The 19,523-nt window shown below is 44.3% G+C and carries 15 protein-coding genes and 2 tRNA genes; 14 read left to right on the top strand and 3 right to left on the bottom strand.

The genetic code is table 11. The features are described 5' to 3' along the window. Positions 1–88 precede the first annotated feature (88 nt). The 5 genes from K401_RS0111180 (at position 89) to yicI (ending at position 7,663) form a co-directional block, all read left to right on the top strand. Positions 89–1,399 carry an ABC transporter substrate-binding protein gene (locus K401_RS0111180; protein WP_024293025.1) on the top strand — a complete coding sequence of 437 codons (1,311 nt, stop codon included), beginning with the start codon at positions 89–91 and terminating at the stop codon, positions 1,397–1,399. A gap of 94 nt (positions 1,400–1,493) precedes the next feature. Beyond that, a complete protein-coding gene (locus K401_RS0111185; RefSeq protein ID WP_024293026.1) occupies positions 1,494–2,393 on the top strand; it encodes a carbohydrate ABC transporter permease in 900 nt (299 codons plus the stop codon). Positions 2,394–2,436: 43 nt separating this feature from the next. Further along, the gene (locus tag K401_RS0111190; protein ID WP_024293027.1) at positions 2,437–3,273 is read left to right on the top strand and encodes a carbohydrate ABC transporter permease; all 837 of its coding nucleotides are present in this window, start codon (positions 2,437–2,439) and stop codon (positions 3,271–3,273) included. A 23-nt stretch (positions 3,274–3,296) separates the two neighbouring features. Next, positions 3,297–5,291 (top strand): glycoside hydrolase family 31 protein, encoded by a 1,995-nt coding sequence (locus K401_RS0111195; protein ID WP_024293028.1) that lies wholly within the window; start codon positions 3,297–3,299, stop codon positions 5,289–5,291. A gap of 65 nt (positions 5,292–5,356) precedes the next feature. Continuing rightward, a complete protein-coding gene (yicI, locus tag K401_RS0111200) occupies positions 5,357–7,663 on the top strand; it encodes an alpha-xylosidase (RefSeq protein WP_024293029.1) in 2,307 nt (768 codons plus the stop codon). A 78-nt stretch (positions 7,664–7,741) separates the two neighbouring features. On the opposite strand, the gene K401_RS0111205 is transcribed toward yicI, so the two are convergent. Beyond that, a complete protein-coding gene (locus K401_RS0111205; protein ID WP_024293030.1) occupies positions 7,742–8,134 on the bottom strand; it encodes a desulfoferrodoxin family protein in 393 nt (130 codons plus the stop codon). A 480-nt stretch (positions 8,135–8,614) separates the two neighbouring features. Between K401_RS0111205 and K401_RS0111210 the strand changes: the two genes are divergently transcribed. The 7 genes from K401_RS0111210 (at position 8,615) to K401_RS0111240 (ending at position 13,709) form a co-directional block, all read left to right on the top strand. Then, the gene (locus tag K401_RS0111210) at positions 8,615–9,550 is read left to right on the top strand and encodes a DUF1848 domain-containing protein (protein WP_024293031.1); all 936 of its coding nucleotides are present in this window, start codon (positions 8,615–8,617) and stop codon (positions 9,548–9,550) included. A gap of 215 nt (positions 9,551–9,765) precedes the next feature. Further along, the gene (locus K401_RS0111215) at positions 9,766–10,647 is read left to right on the top strand and encodes an MBL fold metallo-hydrolase (protein ID WP_024293032.1); all 882 of its coding nucleotides are present in this window, start codon (positions 9,766–9,768) and stop codon (positions 10,645–10,647) included. Positions 10,648–10,786: 139 nt separating this feature from the next. Next, positions 10,787–10,859, top strand: a tRNA-Phe gene (locus K401_RS0111220). A gap of 44 nt (positions 10,860–10,903) precedes the next feature. Continuing rightward, positions 10,904–10,974: transfer RNA gene (locus tag K401_RS0111225), tRNA-Gly, on the top strand. A 382-nt stretch (positions 10,975–11,356) separates the two neighbouring features. Beyond that, the gene (locus K401_RS0111230) at positions 11,357–11,881 is read left to right on the top strand and encodes a V4R domain-containing protein (protein ID WP_024293033.1); all 525 of its coding nucleotides are present in this window, start codon (positions 11,357–11,359) and stop codon (positions 11,879–11,881) included. A gap of 45 nt (positions 11,882–11,926) precedes the next feature. Further along, entirely contained in the window at positions 11,927–13,210 is a 1,284-nt protein-coding gene (locus K401_RS0111235) for a sensor domain-containing diguanylate cyclase (protein ID WP_024293034.1), read from the top strand. A gap of 79 nt (positions 13,211–13,289) precedes the next feature. Then, positions 13,290–13,709 (top strand): VOC family protein, encoded by a 420-nt coding sequence (locus K401_RS0111240; RefSeq protein WP_024293035.1) that lies wholly within the window; start codon positions 13,290–13,292, stop codon positions 13,707–13,709. 185 nt (positions 13,710–13,894) lie between these two features. On the opposite strand, the gene K401_RS31195 is transcribed toward K401_RS0111240, so the two are convergent. Both K401_RS31195 and K401_RS0111250 read right to left on the bottom strand, forming a co-directional pair. Continuing rightward, on the bottom strand, positions 13,895–15,256 hold the full coding sequence (locus K401_RS31195; protein WP_024293036.1) for a sensor histidine kinase: 1,362 nt from the start codon (positions 15,254–15,256) through the stop codon (positions 13,895–13,897). 14 nt (positions 15,257–15,270) lie between these two features. Then, positions 15,271–16,020: a LytR/AlgR family response regulator transcription factor gene (locus K401_RS0111250; RefSeq protein WP_024293037.1), complete on the bottom strand. Its 750-nt coding sequence runs from the start codon at positions 16,018–16,020 to the stop codon at positions 15,271–15,273. A 660-nt stretch (positions 16,021–16,680) separates the two neighbouring features. Between K401_RS0111250 and K401_RS0111255 the strand changes: the two genes are divergently transcribed. Next, positions 16,681–17,523 carry a 5'-3' exonuclease gene (locus K401_RS0111255; RefSeq protein WP_024293038.1) on the top strand — a complete coding sequence of 281 codons (843 nt, stop codon included), beginning with the start codon at positions 16,681–16,683 and terminating at the stop codon, positions 17,521–17,523. 284 nt (positions 17,524–17,807) lie between these two features. After that, complete coding sequence (locus tag K401_RS0111265; RefSeq protein ID WP_024346039.1) at positions 17,808–19,520, top strand: sensor histidine kinase; 1,713 nt, start codon at positions 17,808–17,810, stop codon at positions 19,518–19,520. Positions 19,521–19,523 lie beyond the last annotated feature (3 nt).

Consider the following 19,523-nt stretch of genomic DNA (forward strand, 5'->3'; position numbering starts at 1 on the left):
TTTCTACACTTTTCTTAAGATAATGATATTTTTTTAGGATTACAGGAAGATTATACTAAACACATAAAGAATACAGGAGGGGTAATCAATGAAAAAAAGATTGGCTGTATTTACAGCACTTGCTATGGCAATGGGGACGCTTGCTGCTTGTGCAAACAAGGCGGAAGCACCTGTGCCGACTGAAACCACGTCTGCCGCGGCAAGCAGCGGGGCTTTAGAAACCACGGGAAGTCCAGGCACCGGAAAAGCTTCTAAAGAGGGCAGGCAGGAAATCACGTTCTGGCACTATATGTCGGAGGATAAAGAAGGAAAATATGTGGTTCAGGCTGTGGAGGAGTTTAACAATTCTCAGGATGAGATTTATGTAACGGCCCAATATCTTCCAAGAGAAGAGCTTATGAAGCAGTATACCATCGGCGTCGTATCAGGGGAGCTGCCGGATTGCGGTATGGTGGACAATCCGGACCACAATTCATATGCTTCCATGGGAGTTTTTGAGGACATAACCGACCTTTACAAGTCATGGCCAGAGGCGAATTTCATGGAAGGTTCCATTAATTCCTGTTATTACGAGGGGAAACTCTACGGTCTTCCATGGGGGAACAACTGTCTGGGGCTTTTTTATAACAGAGAGATGTTAAAGGCCGCAGGCGTAGAGGTGCCGGCTACATGGTCAGAATTGGAAGCGGCCTGCGAAAAGCTGACAACGGATAAGGTAAAAGGGCTGGCGATCTCAGCCATCGGAAATGAGGAAGGCACCTTCCAGTATATGCCGTGGCTCTTGTCTTCCGGCGGAAGTGTTACAGACCTTACTTCAGAAGGTTCCAGGAAATCCATGACATTTTTACAGGGCCTGATCGAAAAGGGTTACATAAGCAGAGAGTGTGTGAACTGGACCCAGGCAGATGCGGAGAAGCAGTTTGCATCAGGCCAGGCAGCGATGATGATCAACGGACCGTGGCAGTTTTCCAGTCTGGAACAGGATGCCCCCGGACTTGATTACAGGGTATCAAAGGTTCCTAAAGCAGATGACGGTGTTTATGCCTCCGTGCTGGGAGGAGAAAATTTAGCCATCTGCAAGGATGCCAATGTAGAGGCATCCTGGAAGTTCCTGACCTGGATGTCAAGCAAAGAGAAATCTCAGGAAATCTGTAAGGCAATGGGCCGGTTTTCTCCAAGAGCTGACGTGGATATCCAGGTGATGTTTGCCGATGATCCTTTAAATTCCGTATTTGCAGAAGTTATGCCGGATGCCCAGTCAAGAGGACCGTCACCGGACTGGCCGGAAATGTCTGCAGCGATTTATACGGCCCAGCAGGAAGTCTTTACCGGTCAGAAGGATGTGGATACGGCAATGGCTGATGCCCAGGCAAAAATTGATAAAATAAAGGCTCAGTAAGACATAAGCGGAATGGTCTCATCCCATGTACAATGCTCCATTGTGATGTGGTGAGACCTTTTCTACATAAAAGTAAGGGAAGGAGAAGTCGCGGATGAAATTGACCAGAAGGGAGAGACAGGAGCTGCTGTTTGGATACTGCCTGATATTGCCTGCTGTTATTTACATGCTGATTTTTATCGGGTATCCCATTGTTTATAACTGGATCATCAGTTTTCAGGATGTGACTGCAAAAACCTTGGGAAGTAAAATGAGGGAATTTATTGGTCTTAAAAATTATAAGGCCGTTTTTGCAGAAGCAACATTCCGGCAATCATTATTGCACACACTGGTCTATACGGTTGGCTGCCTGGTGATACAATTTTCATTTGGTTTTCTGTTTGCTGTTTTTTTTGCCAGGAAGTTTACGCTTTCAAAATATATCAGAGGATTTATCGTGATCAGCTGGATGCTTCCGGTTACAGTCACAGCCCTGGTCTTTAAGTTCATGTTTGCAGAGGGGAACGGCATCATCAATAAGGTTTTGATGAGCCTGCATATCATTAAAAGGCCCATTGGATGGCTTCTTAGGGGGAATACTGCAATGCTTGGACTGATCATTGCCAATTCATGGGTGGGGATTCCTTTCAACATGCTTTTGCTCACTACGGGGCTTAATAATATTCCCGGGGATATTTATGAGGCAGCGTCCATTGACGGGGCCAGCGGGATCCAGAGGTTTTTTCGGATAACCATACCGCTGTTAAAGCCTACCATCATGTCGGTTCTGGTCCTGGGATTTGTGCTGACCTTTAAAGTATTTGACCTGGTATATGTGATGACCGGCGGAGGACCTGTCACAGCGACAGAGGTTTTGTCTACTTATTCCTATAAACTGTCCTTTCAGCTGTTTCACTTTGGGGAAGGCGCTGCTGTTGCCAATGTGCTGTTCCTTTGCCTGTTCCTTGTTGCGCTGGTTTATTTAAGAACCATTTCCAGGGAAGAAGTTATGTAAATTAAATAAACGTGTAAAACCGCGCAGAAAGGAGAGAAACGTATTGAAGAAAATCCATGTTACATATAAGCAGAAGAATATACTTTTATGCCTGACGGCCATATTGATCGCCTGCGTATTTTTATTTCCCCTTTACTGGATCGTTGTGAATTCCTTTAAGCTGGACAGTGAAATCTTTGCAGGCACTCCCACCTTGTGGCCCAGGGAATTTACCTTAAGGGCTTATGAGGATCAGCTGGGGAATCTGCAGACAACAATGAAAAATTCCGTGATCATTGCCTGCGGTTCCATGATATTGTCCCTGTGCCTTGCGGTGCCCGCCGCATATGGTCTGGCCAGGTTCCGGGTAAAAGGGATGAAATTATTTGTTCTGGTGTTTTTGCTCACACAGATGCTGCCTGCCTCCCTGGTTCTTACTCCGTTATTTTTGATCTTTTCAAAGCTTGGGATATTAAATTCCTATTTAGCTCCCATATTGTCCACTGCTACCATATCCATACCGTTTATCGTGCTGATGCTCCGCCCTGGTTTTTTAAGCATTCCGGCGGAGTTGGAGGATGCTGCTAAAATCGATGGCTGCAGCGGGGCCGGTGCTTTTTTTCGCATAGCGATCCCTATTTCCAAACCAACTGTGATTACGGCGGCATGCTTCAGCTTTGTTTTTGCATGGAACGATCTGGCATACTCCATGACCTTTAATACAAAGGAAACCATGCGGCCCATGACATCGGCCATCTATACGTTTATGAACCAGTATGGCACAAAGTGGAACAGCATTATGGCATATGGAGTGCTTCTTATTTTGCCAAGCTGCCTGATTTTTGTCACCATGCAGAGATATATTGTAGAGGGCATGACAAGCGGTTCCGTAAAGGGATAGCTGATTAAAAGGAGAAAAAGAAAATGAATGTTTTCAGAAAAGAAAATAACTGCCTGAAATACCATTACGATGCGGAAGAGCTTTGGATCGAGCCATGGGGAGATAACAGCTTTCGCGTGAGAGCCACGAAAATGGCTGAAATGCCAAAAGAAAACTGGGCATTGTCCGTAGAAACAGAGGCCATCATGCCTGAGATCAAAATAGAAAAGGACTATGCCGGCATTAAGAACGGAAAAATTGAGGCCAGAATCTCCCGGTATGGAAAATTGACTTTTTACAATCAGAGAGGCGAGGTGCTGCTTGACGAATATTTAAGGAACCGGCTGGATGTGTTTGCCGGCTACTGCAGTGCCCTGGAGGTAGAGGCAAGAGAATTAAAACCCATTCCCGGAGGAGATTATCATTTATCCATGCGTTTTGTATCCGAGCCGGAAGAAAAAATATACGGCATGGGCCAGTATCAACAGCCTTATCTGAATTTGAAAGGCACGGACTTAGAGCTGGCACAGCGAAACTCCCAGGCAAGTGTGCCCTTTGCCATATCCTCTCTGGGTTATGGCTTCCTTTGGAACAATCCGGCAGTGGGAAGAGCCATTTTCGGCAAAAATATCACAACCTGGGAAGCCTATTCTGCCAAGGGGCTGGATTACTGGATCACGGCGGAGGATACACCTGCAAAAATAGAAGAGTCCTATGCAAAAGTTACGGGGACGGTTCCCATGATGCCGGATTATGCCATGGGGTTCTGGCAGTGCAAGCTGCGATATCAGACCCAGGATGAGCTTTTGGAGGTTGCAAGGGAGTATAAAAGGAGAGAGCTTCCCATATCCGTGATCGTGATTGATTATTTCCATTGGCCATTGCAGGGAGATTGGAAGTTCGATTTAAATTACTGGCCGGACCCGGATGCCATGATAAAGGAATTGGAGGAGATGGGGATCCGGCTTATGGTATCCATATGGCCCACCGTAGATTACCGCAGTGAAAACTTTCAGGAAATGAAAGAAAAGGGATACCTGATCCGGACGGACAAAGGATTCCGGATCGCAATGGATTTCCAGGGAAATACAGTCCATTTCGACGCCACGAATCCAAAGGCAAGGGAATTTGTGTGGGAAAAGGCAAAGAAAAACTATTTTGAAAAAGGTATCCGTATATTCTGGCTTGATGAAGCAGAACCGGAATACAGCGTTTACGATTTTGATAATTACCGTTATTATTTGGGGCCTAATGTGCAGATCGGAAATATTTATCCGGCAATGTATGCCAAGACCTTTTTTGATGGAATGAAAGCGGAGGGGCAGGAGAATATCATTAATCTGCTTCGCTGCGCATGGGCAGGTTCTCAGAAATACGGCGCTCTTGTCTGGTCCGGGGACATCCATTCCAGCTTTGGAAGCCTTAAGAATCAGCTGGCAGCAGGGCTTAACATGGGGATCGCAGGAATTCCCTGGTGGACTACGGATATCGGCGGATTTCATGGAGGAAATCCAAAGGATCCGGCGTTTCAGGAACTTTTGATCCGCTGGTTTGAATACGGTACGTTTTGTCCGGTTATGCGTCTTCACGGCTACCGGGAGCCATTAAAAGAGCCAATGGGAACAAAAGGCGGTGCTGCTTGTGTTTCCGGCGCTGATAATGAGGTATGGTCTTTCGGGGAGGAAGCCTATGAGATCTGCAGGACGTATTTGCAGTTAAGGAATCGTATGAAACCATATATTGCGGAATTGATGGAGGCAGCCCACCGGAAAGGCACTCCTGTCATGCGCCCTCTCTTTTATGATTTCCCGGAAGATCAACAGTCCTGGGAGGTGGAAGATGAGTATCTGTTTGGCCCGGATGTTCTTGTAGCTCCCATCCTTTATGCAGATATGAGAAATAGAAAGGTGTATCTGCCAAAGGGGAGTATATGGAAGGACTATTGGACGGGAGAAACAATGGAAGGCGGCAGAACAATCGAAGCTGATGCTCCTCTTCACAGGCTTCCGGTATTTACAAGAAATAACCGCAGTTTTTAACCGAATCAAGTGGCGAAGCGGATTGCGAATATCCGCTTGACCGGGCAGGAAAAGGGGGATAAGAAGTGAAGTTTACAAATGGCTACTGGCGGATCAGGGAAGAAATAGATCCGGTCTATGCAGTGGAATGTTATGAGTGGGAACGGAATTGTGATCAGCTGACAGTATATGCTGCAACAAAGCATATGGGGGACCGTGGGGATACCCTGAATCAGCCGCTGCTCACCGTGACGTTTTCAAGTCCCATGGAAAATGTCATTAAAGTATCTGCCGTGCATTTTAAGGGAGCAGCTTATAAAGGACCCCATTATGAGGTGGCGGAACAAAAGGGTGATTTTATATCCATAACTGAGGATAATGAAAAAATCACATATACATCAGGAAGAACCAGTGCAGTCATATATAAATCTGCAAACGGCTGGAAGGTGGAATTCAAAGAAGGAGACCGGCTGCTGACGGAAAGCGGTTACCGCAATTTTGCTTATATGCAGAACCGGGAGACAAAGAAGAACTACATGGTGGAACAGCTGCTTCTGGATGTGGGAGAATATGTTTACGGCCTGGGAGAACGGTATACTCCGTTTATTAAGAACGGCCAGACAGTTGAAATCTGGAATGAGGATGGAGGAACGGCTTCGGAACAAACTTATAAAAACGTTCCCTTTTATATCACCAATAAAGGCTATGGGTTGTTTGTGGGACATCCTGGAGACGTGCATTTTGAAGTGGGAAGCGAGAAGGTAGAACGGGTGCAGTTCAGTGTACAGACAGAGAGACTGGATTATTATATTCTCAATGGACAGACGCCTAAGGGAACCGTGCAGCTGTATACGGAGCTTACGGGAAAACCGGCATTGCCCCCGGCCTGGTCATTCGGACTGTGGCTGACAACATCTTTTACAACAAGCTATGATGAAGCAACCGTCACCGGCTTTATCCAGGGCATGGCAGACAGGGATATCCCTCTTCATACTTTCCATTTTGACTGCTTCTGGATGAAAGGGTATGAATGGTGCAGCTTTGAGTGGGATAAGGATACATTCCCTGATCCGGAAGGAATGTTAAGGCGTTTCAAAGAGCGGGGGCTGCATATCTGCGTCTGGATCAACAGCTATATCGCCCAGAAATCAGTATTATTTGAGGAAGGGCTGGAAAAGGGATATTTCGTAAAAACCCTTGATGATGATATATGGCAGTGTGACCGGTGGCAGGCAGGTATGGCTTTAATCGATTTTACCAACCCAAGGGCCTGCAAATGGTATCAGGATAAGCTGGAAAGGCTCATTGACATGGGTGTGGACTGCTTTAAAACTGATTTTGGGGAAAGGATACCGGTTACGGGCGTGAAATATTACGATGGTTCAGATACGGTTAAAATGCATAATTATTATACCTATCTTTATAATAAGACTGTTTTTGAACTTCTGGAAAGAAAGCTGGGAAAAGATAAGGCTCTGGTTTTTGCAAGATCAACGGCAGCAGGAGGACAGAAGTTTCCTGTTCACTGGGGCGGTGACTGCACCGCCACCTATCCGTCCATGGCAGAAGATTTAAGGGGAGGCTTGTCCTTATCTCTTGGAGGATATGGCTATTGGAGCCATGATATCGGCGGGTTTGAACAAACTGCTTCCGCTGACGTATATAAGCGGTGGTGTGCGTTTGGCCTTTTAAGTTCTCACAGCAGACTGCATGGTTCCTCATCTTACCGGGTTCCGTGGCTGTTTGATGAAGAGGCCAGTGATGTATTGAGGAGGTTTGTAAAGCTGAAGTGTTCCCTGATGCCTTATCTTTACAGCCAGGCAGTAAAAGCGCATAAAGAAGGAATCCCGATGATGCGCCCCATGTTTCTTGAGTTTCCGGAAGACCTCACATGTGAAACCCTGGATAAGCAGTATATGCTGGGGGATTCCCTGCTGGTGGCGCCGGTGTTGAAAGGAAATGGAGAAGTTTCCTATTATTTGCCGGAAGGAACATGGACCAATTATCTGACAGGAGAGGTGAAAGCAGGAGGAAAATGGCATAAGGAAATCTTTGACTATTTCCATCTTCCCCTCATGGTAAGGGAAAACACGGTTTTGGCAGCAGGAAATTGTGAAGAAAAGCCGGATTATGATTATACGGATGGGACATTATTAAAGCTGTTTCAGATCAGGGAAGGGGCTGAGTTCCAAACGGTAATACCAGATGAGAATGGCAGGGAAGCCATAAAGGTGGAGGTTTTAAAAAAGACTGAAAGGATTTCGGTCAACGTTAACGGCGGAAGAGGCTGGAAAATAGAAGTGCCCGGATATCCGGAGGCAAAGATACGATACCATGAGAATGGCGCGGAAATCATTTTACAGGGTTCGCCCGACCGCGATGTAAAAAACTGACTGAATCATTGTGAAACAATAAAAGCATTGCTTAAGGGAAATTAAAAAAGCCATCCCTGATTTGGGAAGGCTTTTTTGTTATGCTTCTGTTTTCCAAAATCCATGGAGATTGCAGTAGGCGAAAGCGGTTTTTGGAGAATCTCCTTTTTCCAGTGTAAAATACGCCACCGGCTCGCAGTCCGGGCTTAAAGGCACTCTGGTGATGCTTCCTGCCGTTGACTGTAAACAGACCCAGGCAATGTTGTGATCCTCGGTCATGGGATGGAATGCGCTGCCCACCTTTACGGTCACATGATTTCCGTTTGTTTCAATGACCGGCACGTGTTTTTCTGCGGCCCCGTCTGAAGTATTGGGCTCCAATATTTCAAAAGGTTTTAAGCTGTCGGGAAGTGCGGCATTGGGCGTTCCGGTGATGGCTTCCAGAATGACGTTATGGTTTTTGTCGGTTAAAAATACGGGTTCGTTCTTCATGGGAATCCTCCAATCATTAATTCTGCTTTTCTGTCTCATGTAAATATGGGATGAAGTATTATTGCGGGCACTGATGTAAAGCTGCTTCATTTCATTTATCAGAATTCCCAGATGGGGGATGAAACATTATGCCAAGTTATTCCAGCCTGTTACATGTTTTTCTAAACTTTTAATATTTTCCGCGTCAATACAGATTAAAAGATTTCTAAATAATTACTAAATTTGCGAAAATTTATTAATTACTAAATATTTATGAAATTATGAATATATATAAAGATGTGATAATATTTGATGTTCTGCCTTTTGTACTTTATAAATAACTTGTTTCCGTCCAGGCGAAGTATTTTCTGGAGTTTAACCTCATTAAGCAGCGAAGCGGATTGCGAATATCTGATTGACAGAATATAATTCACGGCGGTTGAAGTCAGTCCTTTGGCGTAGTATAATGGTTTTACTAAGAAGAGTCAGGAGCGGAATGAGATGATACTCAGTGTCAGCAGGCGGACGGATATTCCTCAGTTTTATCCGGACTGGTTTTTTAACAGATTAAAAGAAGGGTTTCTTTACGTGAAAAACCCCATGAACAGCCGCCAGATCAGCCGGATCGACCTTTCTCCCGCGCAGGTGGAGCTGATTGTATTCTGGACGAAAAACCCGGAGCCAATGATGGAACGGATCCGGGAATTGGGAGATATCCCGTATTATATCCAGTTCACCCTGACCGGATATGGGGCAGATGTGGAGCCTGGACTGCCGGATAAAAAGCATATGATCGATGTTTTCAAAAAAACGGCGGAACAGGTAGGAAGGGAACGCATGGTCTGGAGGTATGATCCCATATTCCTTAACAGCCGGTACAGGGAGGAATACCATCTGCGGGCCTTTGAGGAGATAGCAAACGGCGTGTGCGGCAGCGGGGAAAAGGTTGTCATCAGCTTTCTGGATAAGTATGGTAAAACGGAACGCAACATGAAGGGAATCCCGGCAGAAGAACTGGATGAAGAAGGGATGAAGAAACTGGGCGGAAAGCTGGCCGCCATTGCAGGAACTTTCGGGCTCAGGATCGAAGCATGTGCGGAAAAAACAGATTTAAGCTCTGTGGGAGTTGCCAGGGGAAGCTGCATTGATCCCGTTATGGCGGAACAGTTACTGGGCGGCCCGGTATGCAGGAGAAAGGATAAAAACCAGAGAATGGAATGCGGCTGCTTGGAAAGCGTTGAGGTGGGAACTTATGACACCTGTCTGGCCGGGTGCAAGTATTGTTATGCCAATGACAGCGTGGAGGCAGTAAAGAGAAAGTCCGCTTTATATGATGTGAACAGTCCTCTGCTCTGCGGAAAGGTGGAGGAAGGAGATAAGATCTCGCTGCGGAAAGGAAGGCCTGTCCGGGAGTATCCCATACTCCCCTTCCTGTAACCGGGCTGATGCCCTCGGTCGTTACCCGCAAAGGGTAACTTTCTGGGGCAGAACCTTTCTCATTCTGTTTGTGTTTCTTTTGTTGCCAAAGAGGCTAAAGCCGGTTATACTGCTATGGATGGCATGGTATAATTCTTTGATATCAATGGAAGTTGATAAAAGGGGATTTATACAATTCATCATAACAGAATTTTTACTGATTGGAGGTTTCTCAGATGTACGAGCTGAATCAGGTTAGCGCAAATAGTTATTATGTTCAAAGTCCTGCAAAGATCGGCATTGTTAAGCTTAACGATACAGATGTCTGCCTTATTGACAGTGGGAGTGATAAGGATGCAGGGCGAAAAGTCCGGCAGATTCTGGACGCCAATGGCTGGCGGCTGACAGCAATCTATAATACTCATTCCAATGCTGATCATATTGGCGGCAATAAGTATTTGCAGAATCAAACGGGATGCAAAATTTATGCTCCGGGTATTGAATGTGACTTTACAAATCATACGCTCCTTGAGCCCTCTTTTTTATATGGCGGGTGTCCTCCAAAGGACTTGCGGCACAAATTCCTCATGGCGCAGGAAAGCAATTCAGAATATCTTACTGAAACTGTTCTTCCAAAGTGCATGAGCATTATTCGCCTTCCTGGTCATTTCTTTGATATGGTAGGCTTTCGGAATATGGATGACGTGGTTTATTTGGCAGACTGCCTATCAAGCAAGGAAACACTGGAAAAATACCAGATCGGATTTATCTATGATGTATCCGCTTATCTTGACACCCTGGAAATGGTGAAGACATTAAAAGCAAAGGTTTTCGTACCTGCTCACGCAGAAGTAACGGACAACATTGCCCCGCTGGCTCAGATTAACATTGACAAGGTTCATGAAATAGCGGATCAGATCCTTGAGATCTGTAAAGAGCCGGTTATCTTTGAAAAGGTCTTGCAGCAGCTTTTCAATACCTATTGTCTGGAAATGACCTTTGAGCAATATGTACTTGTGGGGAGCACTGTCCGTTCCTATCTTTCCTGGCTAAAGGATACGGGGCGGATAGGAGTGATTTTTGAAAACGGACAGCTGCTGTGGAACGGAATCCCATAAGCTGCCCAGCTGATTTACTGCCCGTCATGAGTATTGGAAAGATCTCATTAAGAATTATGATTTTTTGACATAATTTAGAAAACTTAGCTTGACAAGAGGAAAGAAATCTTGTAAAATCATCTGTGTTGCAGATGATTAGGCCCAGATAGCTCAGTTGGTAGAGCAGAGGACTGAAAATCCTCGTGTCGCTGGTTCGATTCCGGCTTTGGGCATTGTGCTTTTCAAAGCACTTTTGAAATCTTTTCGAAAATTCCTTGCGGGTGTAGTTCAATGGTAGAACACCAGCCTTCCAAGCTGGATACGTGGGTTCGATTCCCATCACCCGCTTTCATAAAAAAGACTCATTTTTAACATCAGTTAAAAATGGGTCTTTTTGTTTGCAGTTAGAAAAAGAACGTATAAACCGCAACACGCAGGTTTTATGGGCAAAGGCTCATTATTCAGGACATTAAAAAGCCTATTTGTAACGTTTTATCCTTAAATAAAAGGAAGATATTATAAAATGAAAAAAATGTCCTTTTCCCTACAGAGAAATCATGCCATCATCTGTGCCTGCTGAAAGCCGACAGGGAATTACGTGTTTTTTCTTAAAGAAGTTTTCTCAGAACCGGTAATGGCTTCGTGGAAATACTGGTCTGCAAGTTTTAAGCATACCGGGAAGATAGCGGGTGAGCGTTTCTGTCATATAACATTTAAAGGAGGAATTTTTATGCGTTATGAAAGTAAACCGTCTCATTTCACCTGGAAGAGCCTTGGCAATGTTGATGAAGGAAGGAAAAATCTGGGCTCCGATATGCCGGTAATTGTCTACCGTCTGCTGCAATATACCTTAAAAGACGTTTTGGCTCGTGAATATGACGAAGAGACCGCCAGCCGCCTGTATTGGGCTGCCGGGCATCTGGCCGGCAAGGAGCTGGCAAAAAACGTGCTGGATCTTTCCGGCGATTTTGATTTCTTCATCGCCAACTTAACGAATAAGCTGAAGGAGCTGAAAATCGGTATCCTGCGCATTGAAAAGGTGGATATGGACTCCCTTTCATTCACTTTGACAGTATCAGAAGACTTAGACTGCTCCGGCCTCCCAATTTCCGGAAAGACCGTATGTGACTATGACGAGGGTTTTATTGCGGGCATTCTGGAGACCTACAGCGGATACCAGTTTGAAGTCAAAGAGATTGACTGCTGGTCTACCGGGGACAGGACCTGCCGGTTTGTGGCTGAAAGCCGGAGATAAGGAAAAGAGGGAAGCAGGAGATGGGCAGAGACAAGGAGACAGGGTATGAACCATGAAGACCATACAATGCTTGAGGCAGTGGAGGATTTGTTTGAGAAGCTGCTGTCGGGAGAGCAGTGCGATAGAATGAAAGAAGATGCCTTTGCGCCGGAATGGCAGAAGTTTATTGGAAGGATCAATCAATTGATTCCAAATATCAATGAAATGAACCGCCTGGCGGTTGATTTATCGAAGGGCAAGCTGGATGGGCCCCTTCCGTCCCGGTACAATTACTTATCTGCTCCCCTTAAGCAGCTCCACTCCCAGCTCTCTGTTTTGACCCAGAGCGTGAAACAGCTGAAAGAAGGTTATGTAGTCAGCAAACTGGAATATTCCGGAGAATTGTTTGATACGTTTAATGATTTGATCGACCGGGTGGCGTCCGCTTCTGTAAAAGACAGAGGGGATAATACCTGGGACATTCCTGCGCCTGTCAGCAGCTGGCGCTATCATCAGATTCTTCAGGCCCTTGATCTCCTCCATATTTTAGTGCTGGAGGTAGATTTTAATGGGAAAGTGGTATATGCCAACCGTCCTGCAAGACAGACCTTAGGTGATGTTGAGTATATATCCTCCCGGCAGGAGCAGAGCAGCCTCCTGTTGGAGATGATGGCGGAGCTTGGCAAGCAGGACATTTTTCCGGCTTTCCGTGAAGTTTTTGATAGCAGCAATAACATATGGTACCGGATCATGTCCAGCAGGTGTTTGCTGCCCAATGGACAGGTCCTGTTCCTCTATGTGATTGAGGATGTCAGTGACTGGAAAACGAGAGAGCATCGGCTATGGCTGACTGCGGCTACCGATCTTATGACGGGAGCCTATAACCGGGAGGCTGGGTTGAAGGAGTTGGAAAAGACCCTGCTTTATAACGATACGCCAACCTGTCTGACATTTATAGATATTGACGATTTGAAAGCGATCAATGATACATATGGACATGATGAGGGGGACTTTACCATTAAGAGCATCGCAGGAGTGATCCTCAGTTCGATCCGAAGTTCGGATGTTGTCTGCCGGTATGGAGGGGATGAATTTTTCATTATATTTAGGAATTGCAGGGAAGATATTGCTGAAAAGATCATTGTAAGAATGTGCAGTGAGTTGAAAAAGCTGGAATGCTCGTCATCAAAGCCTTATCCGCTGTCATTCAGCCACGGCACTTTTTCCTTTAGCTCCGGCACTGCCTATCGCTTGGCAGATATACTCCAGGAAGCGGACCGCAGAATGTATGCATGCAAAAAGTACAAAAAGAAAGAGCGGAAGCCAGGCGGTATAAACGGGGAATCCTAAAACGGAAAAGGAAATCCGGAGAATAACAAATGGCTGTAAAAAAATAGAAGATACGCGGAATAATATGGGGGGAATGATTATGATTATGCCATATCTTAATTTTACCGGGGACTGCGAAGAAGCATTTCGGCTGTACCAACGGGCTTTTGACGGACAGGAGCCGCTTTTAGCCCGGTATGGAGAGATGCCGGAGGATCCGGACCGGCCTATGGATGAAATACAAAAAAGGAAGATCATGCACGGGCATGTCATGTTGACTGAAACTTACGGTGTCAGCGGTGCAGATGCAATGTGGCCGGTGGAGAAAGGTTCGGCAATCAGTATCCATGTTTATTGTGATTCGGTTGAGAAGGCAGAACAGGCCCTTAATATTCTTGCAGAAGAAGGAGCCGGAGTTCATAAATTGCAGCAAAACCCGCCTCCTCACGATCATGGAATGAGTGGCTGCGTTACGGATAAATATGGTTTTACATGGGTGCTCTCTGCACAACTGGATTAGAAGATGAAATAAATGCGACCTGATCCTGGCCTTGCGGAAACTGATTTGTGATTTCTTGTTTTTATTATAGTCAATGCCCCGGCAAATTGCCGGGGCATTTGAAATTATAATTGGAGCATATCAACTTCCTGAGGTTCTTTTACAACCTAAGCTTTGTCCTGATAAAAATATGAAAGCTGATCAACTTATAAAGACTGTTTTTCGCTTAACCGGGGGATATGGATCCTTACCAGGAATATCTTGGTTTCAGGATCCGTTTCATACATCATAAATCCGCCTAAATCTTCTGCGATTTGCGCTACGATTCTAAGACCCAGTCCATGATTGTGCTTATCCGGTTTGGTTGTAAGGAGTTTCCCGTTTTCCACGCGTGTTTGACCATCATAGGAATTGATTGCCTGAAGCGTGACCCACTGCTGTTCGCTGGTAGTGGCAACATCGATAAAACGCTCTGAAACCGGAACTTTCAGACAGGCTTCCACGGCATTGTTGGTAAAATTCGAAAAAATACGGATGGCGTCAATGACCGACAGTCCTGTGTCGCGGGGAACGAATACGCTTGACGAAAACCGTATCTGATTTTCTGAGCAGATATTTGCAAGATCCTGCAGCATGGCATCCAATATGACGTTGTCGGAATATTTTTTGTGGACCTGTACCTTTTTTTGCATCTCGTCAAATATGTCATCGATCAGCTGAAGAGCTTTTTCATTTTCGTTTGTCCGGATCAATGATTTTAATGATACCATCATGGATTTATAATCATGCTTGAATGCCTGGAAGCTTTCCGTGTATTTCTGATATGATTTATAATGCCGCATCTGCCGTTCATACTGCCCTTCCAGCATTTCTGTTCTCCACTGGTATTCCAGCAGCTCCGTGCTCTGGATGGACTGGTATATGGCATATATCAGCATGCCGATAGTGAGGACATAAGCTCCTAAACCTACTTCCACATACCATATGCCGTAAGGAGATAAAAGATTGCCTGAAAACAATAAGTCAAAAGGGAACAGGTCGCGTCCTGAATTTATGACAGTCAGATTGAGTGCAGCTGTAATCTCATATACCACGACATATTTAAGCTGATTGCGGTTAAATAAAAAGAGCTTAAGCTTGTCGTCAGGAAGGATGGTTTTGTACAGAATTACAAAGAATACAAGTGCTAAGGGAAGGATCATGACGGTGCTTCCATAGTAAATCTCTATATTGGTCCAATCATAGTTGCGGAAAGCAAAGGCGCTGAATACCGCAAATATGCCCCGGAAGCAGTATGCGCTTAACACGGAGCAGCTTCCCCCGTAGACAGACTGAAGCCAGTCCATTCCGGTGGAAAAACGGATCCCCAGGATCATGGAGAACATGATGATCGGAATCCTTAACCAGCGCATTTCCGAGGGGTCTAGGAAGACATATGATGCGGCAATGGCCATCAGAGGCAGCAGGGTCTGGATAAATCGTCTCCCCTGTACAGGAAAGAGCTTACGGTAATAATACAGAAAAGAATAGTAGTACAGGAGAACTACCGGGACAACAATGTAAAACATGGCCTCTCCTTTTTCTAATTTGAATTTTTGGAATTATAAATGTGAAAACGTGAAATATAATCAGAAAATGCCCTTTTCAGGGATTGTGCATATGTGACTCCTACGGGAACTGTCTCTCCGGTTTTTAACTGCACGGTCTGCTGCTTAAACGTCACGATGTAGGGAAGATGGACCAGGTAGGAACGATGGGACCGTACAAAGTCCTTTCCGGAAAGCTTATTTTCTATGTGCTCCATACTGTCATAGAATTTTGCTGTCTTCCCATCGCTGTAATGAACCGTTACGATTCGCTGCCAAATTTCAAAATAGGAGATTTGATTAACAGGAACCGCACTGGTTTTGCCGTCAAACTCAAAGGTAAATAATTCATCATCTTTTTTCGAGGCGAGTTCAACTGCCTTTAAGAAAACTTCCTCAAATTTTTCGGGGCTTGTGTTTTCCTTTAACAGATATTGAAGTGCACTTACATCAAAGGCCTCATAAACATAATCCTCATAACTGGTCAAAAAAACGATTTGGGCTTTGCAGTCACAGTCACGCAGCCTCCGGGCCGTCTCCATCCCATCTGTTTTTCCCATCAAGATATCTAAATATATAATATCTGTTTGTTCAGGTGCTTCAGAATAATGAAAAAGCAGGGATTCTCCGCTATAAAAATAGGAAAGCTCGATATTTATCTGATGCTTTTCCGCGATTTGGGAAATTAACTCCGCATATCTCTTGATCGCGCTGCGGTTATCGTCACATAATGCTATTTTTAGCATAACTTGTTTAGCTCCCTTCTTTATGAAAAACTGTTTTACAGATTTTCTTTTTAATCCTCTCCTCCCATTGCTGTATACACTATTTTGATTGGCTGTCCTGTTTTCTCTCATGATGGAAAGATGCCGGATCAGGATTTTCCGTGTTTTCCTTAGCGTCTCAAAAGATGATACATCGTCAAAAGGTATTTGTGGCAGGTTTAAACCTCACGTTTATATGATAAAGGCAAGGACTAAAAACGTCAAGCCTTTCAGCTTTAACACCAATAGGAAGCCTTAGGTTTAATTGTTAACTATTGTTTTTTTCATGTAAACCCTGCAGTCAGAAAAGGTAATAATGGATTATAAGCTTGTAAATAATATTATGTTCCTATTGCGGATACAATATGAATTAAATAAATTGAATAAATAAAATAGCCAAGGGTTGTCAGGCTTATGTAATTATCGATACTGCCGGAAGAGATGTCTTATCCTTTGGCGAGGAAATTCATGTATCTCCGGTCCCTATTCCTAGGGGGGCAATGCAGGGAACAGGAACTGAGGCTGTCCTTGTCAGGCATGGACATATCATATAAAGCTGTGATATAGTAGCTGGGAAGAAGTGAATAGGATCTATATTTTTATATAAGCAATAAGATCAGATGAAGTATGGAGGTAAACCCTATGGAAAAACTATTGATCGTCGATGGATGTAATTTGCTGTTTCAGATGTTCTTCGGCATGTCATCAAGAATCGTAAATAAAGATGGAAAGGCCATTCAAGGGGTACTGGGCTTTGTGGGTGCGTTTATTAAAATAATTAAAATGACAAGCCCTACACATCTTATTATATTATTTGACGGTGAACATGAAAACAGCCGTACCAAATTACTTGCAGACTATAAAGCAAATCGTATAGACTACTCCACAGTTCCGGATGAAAACAATCCCTTTTCGCAGATTAAAGACATATATCATGCTCTTGATTTTTTAGATGTTAAGTACACAGAGATTGCTGAACATGAAGCAGATGATGTTATTTCAAGCTATGTCTTAAAATATGAAAAGAAAATGGAGATCATTATTTCATCCTTTGACAGTGACTTTTTTCAGCTTATTAACGACAGTGTTTCGATTCTAAGATACCGGGGTGATCATACCATACTCTGTGATCCGTCATATATCCGGAATAAATATGGAATTTCACCTGGTCAGTATGCAGATTTCAAAGCATTGACGGGTGATCCTTCAGATAATATCAAAGGAGCTGAAAAAGTTGGGCCGAAAACTGCGGCGGCACTGATTAATCAATTTGGAAGTTTACATAATGTGGTAACTAATGCGGGTGAGATAACCAAGCCATCTATTCGGGAATCCATATTGCGTAACACGGAACGTTTGCATAACAACTATAAACTTATTAAGCTTGATGATAAAGCGGGCATTCCTTTTGACATAAATGAGCTTATTTATAATTATAACGGTATTACCACCAATGAGGTTCTGGCAGGAATAAATTTGAAGTGATGAAATGTACGGTATAAGCATAATGTGCAGGCGGTGAGGCAAAACTCCTCACCGTTCTTTTTTATTTTCTTATGTCAGTGCCCGGCTGAGCGGATGACTCCGATTCTTATTGAAAAACCCCAATACACCTCTTATAATAGAATTATTAATAAAAAATGGCTGTTCAGCGATGCCTTTATTGTTAAAATTTATAAAACCGGGACAAATGATAAAGTGAAAGAAAAAATCATGGTTATGACAAATAGGGGTGGAATTGATGAAAATGGGAAAGGACTGTGAATACTATGGGATTTGTTTTACATCCTTCCAATAAAAACGGAGTTCCGGAAGAGGGACGGTTTCAAAAAAACTTACAGAAGTCGGTAACCAGGAAGATTGTTCTGCTGATGATAATCAGCGTTTTCTTCTTTTGGGCAGGACAATCGATCATTACTCTGACGGAAAATGAGCTGAACGCGGTTTCCCATCTGGAACGCCTGAAAGAAACATTTTTTGATCTTGATCTTCAGAATAGAAAATTCCTGCTGAATGACCGGATCAATGATATTGTGAGGAGGATGCTTTCACAGCCGGATTCCGGTGCAGCAGATGAATTTAAAAATCTTTTCCGCCAGTTTAATGAGGAATGTAAGGTTCACAATGAGGTTCTGCTTGTAGATAAAGGCGGCAAGGTGGTATTTACTTCTTTCAATGAGAACCGGGTTTCCTCCTATTTGCTGAATTATAATAATGCAATCTGCTATAATGCAAGAAATCATAAAGAGGGAGAAATTTACCGGGCCATTTATTATGACAGAGGAAATTATGCGGATTCCCTTTTTGTAAAGCCGATTTTTGAAGAAGGAAGCATTCAGGGGTACCTGACCTTATTCCTGTCCGGCAGCGAGTGGAATTTTTATCTCTCTGAGAGCAGTTTTGACGGTGTAATCACAGATATGAGACAGAATGTGATGTACATAAGTAAACCGGGGCTGGCTGACAGCAATAATAAGTTTTATGGAGTGGGGCATGGAATCTGGGAAAGTAAAGGGGACCGGTATTGGAGTGTTTCAAAAGAGCTGCCGGAATACTCAGCCGTAATCTATTCCCTGGTACATTATCCCCGGAACCAGGCGGTATCCATAGGGCTTTTAATTCTTTTGTCAGTGGGAGTGTGCTGGTATACGGTTGCATGCTGGATGTCAAGGACCATGGCTGCCAACAATGCCGCATCCATCGAAAAACTTGTGAAAGAGATCCGCATGATCCAGAAAGGGGATCACAAACACCGGATTCAGCTTGGAACGGATGATGAGTTCGGGGAGGTGGGGCATCAGGTGAACCGAATGCTGGATAACATACAGAATTTAAATGAACGAAACACAGAGCTGCTTAAGCTCAACAGCCGTATTGAGATGGAACAGCTGACCCAGCAGATGAATCCCCATTTTCTCTATAATACCTTGGAAATTATCCGGAATCTGGTAATATTTGATGCGCCGAAAGCGGAAGAGCTGATCGTAAAGCTGACGGAGGTTTTGCGCTACAGCGTGAATACGATCCGAAAAGAAATGACTCTGGAAGAAGATATGCAGTTTATTGATGCATACCTGGAGATACAGAATTGCCGCTTTGGTGACCGTTTCCACTGTGAAATCCATATTGAGACAGAATGCAGCCAGTGTATTGTGCCTAAAATGCTGCTTCAGCCCATGATTGAAAACAGCATCAAATATGGTTTTCAAAAGAAAATGGAATTAAATATCCTGATTCACGGTTATATGGATGGACATACATTGGTCATCCATGTCCTGGATGATGGATTGGGCATGGAACCTCAGAAAGCAAAGGAGCTGGAGCGGCAGTTAAAGGAGCATGACAACAGTTCTTCCTCCATTGGGCTGTGCAATCTGTCCCGCAGGCTTTATCTTCAATATGGAGAGAACAGCGGGATTTTAATCAGAAACAGAGAAGGTATTGGTTTTGAGGTAACGGTTCGGATTGAGCAGAAGGGGTGATGA

This window comes from Lacrimispora indolis DSM 755 (assembly GCF_000526995.1).
GTDB lineage: Bacteria > Bacillota > Clostridia > Lachnospirales > Lachnospiraceae > Lacrimispora > Lacrimispora indolis.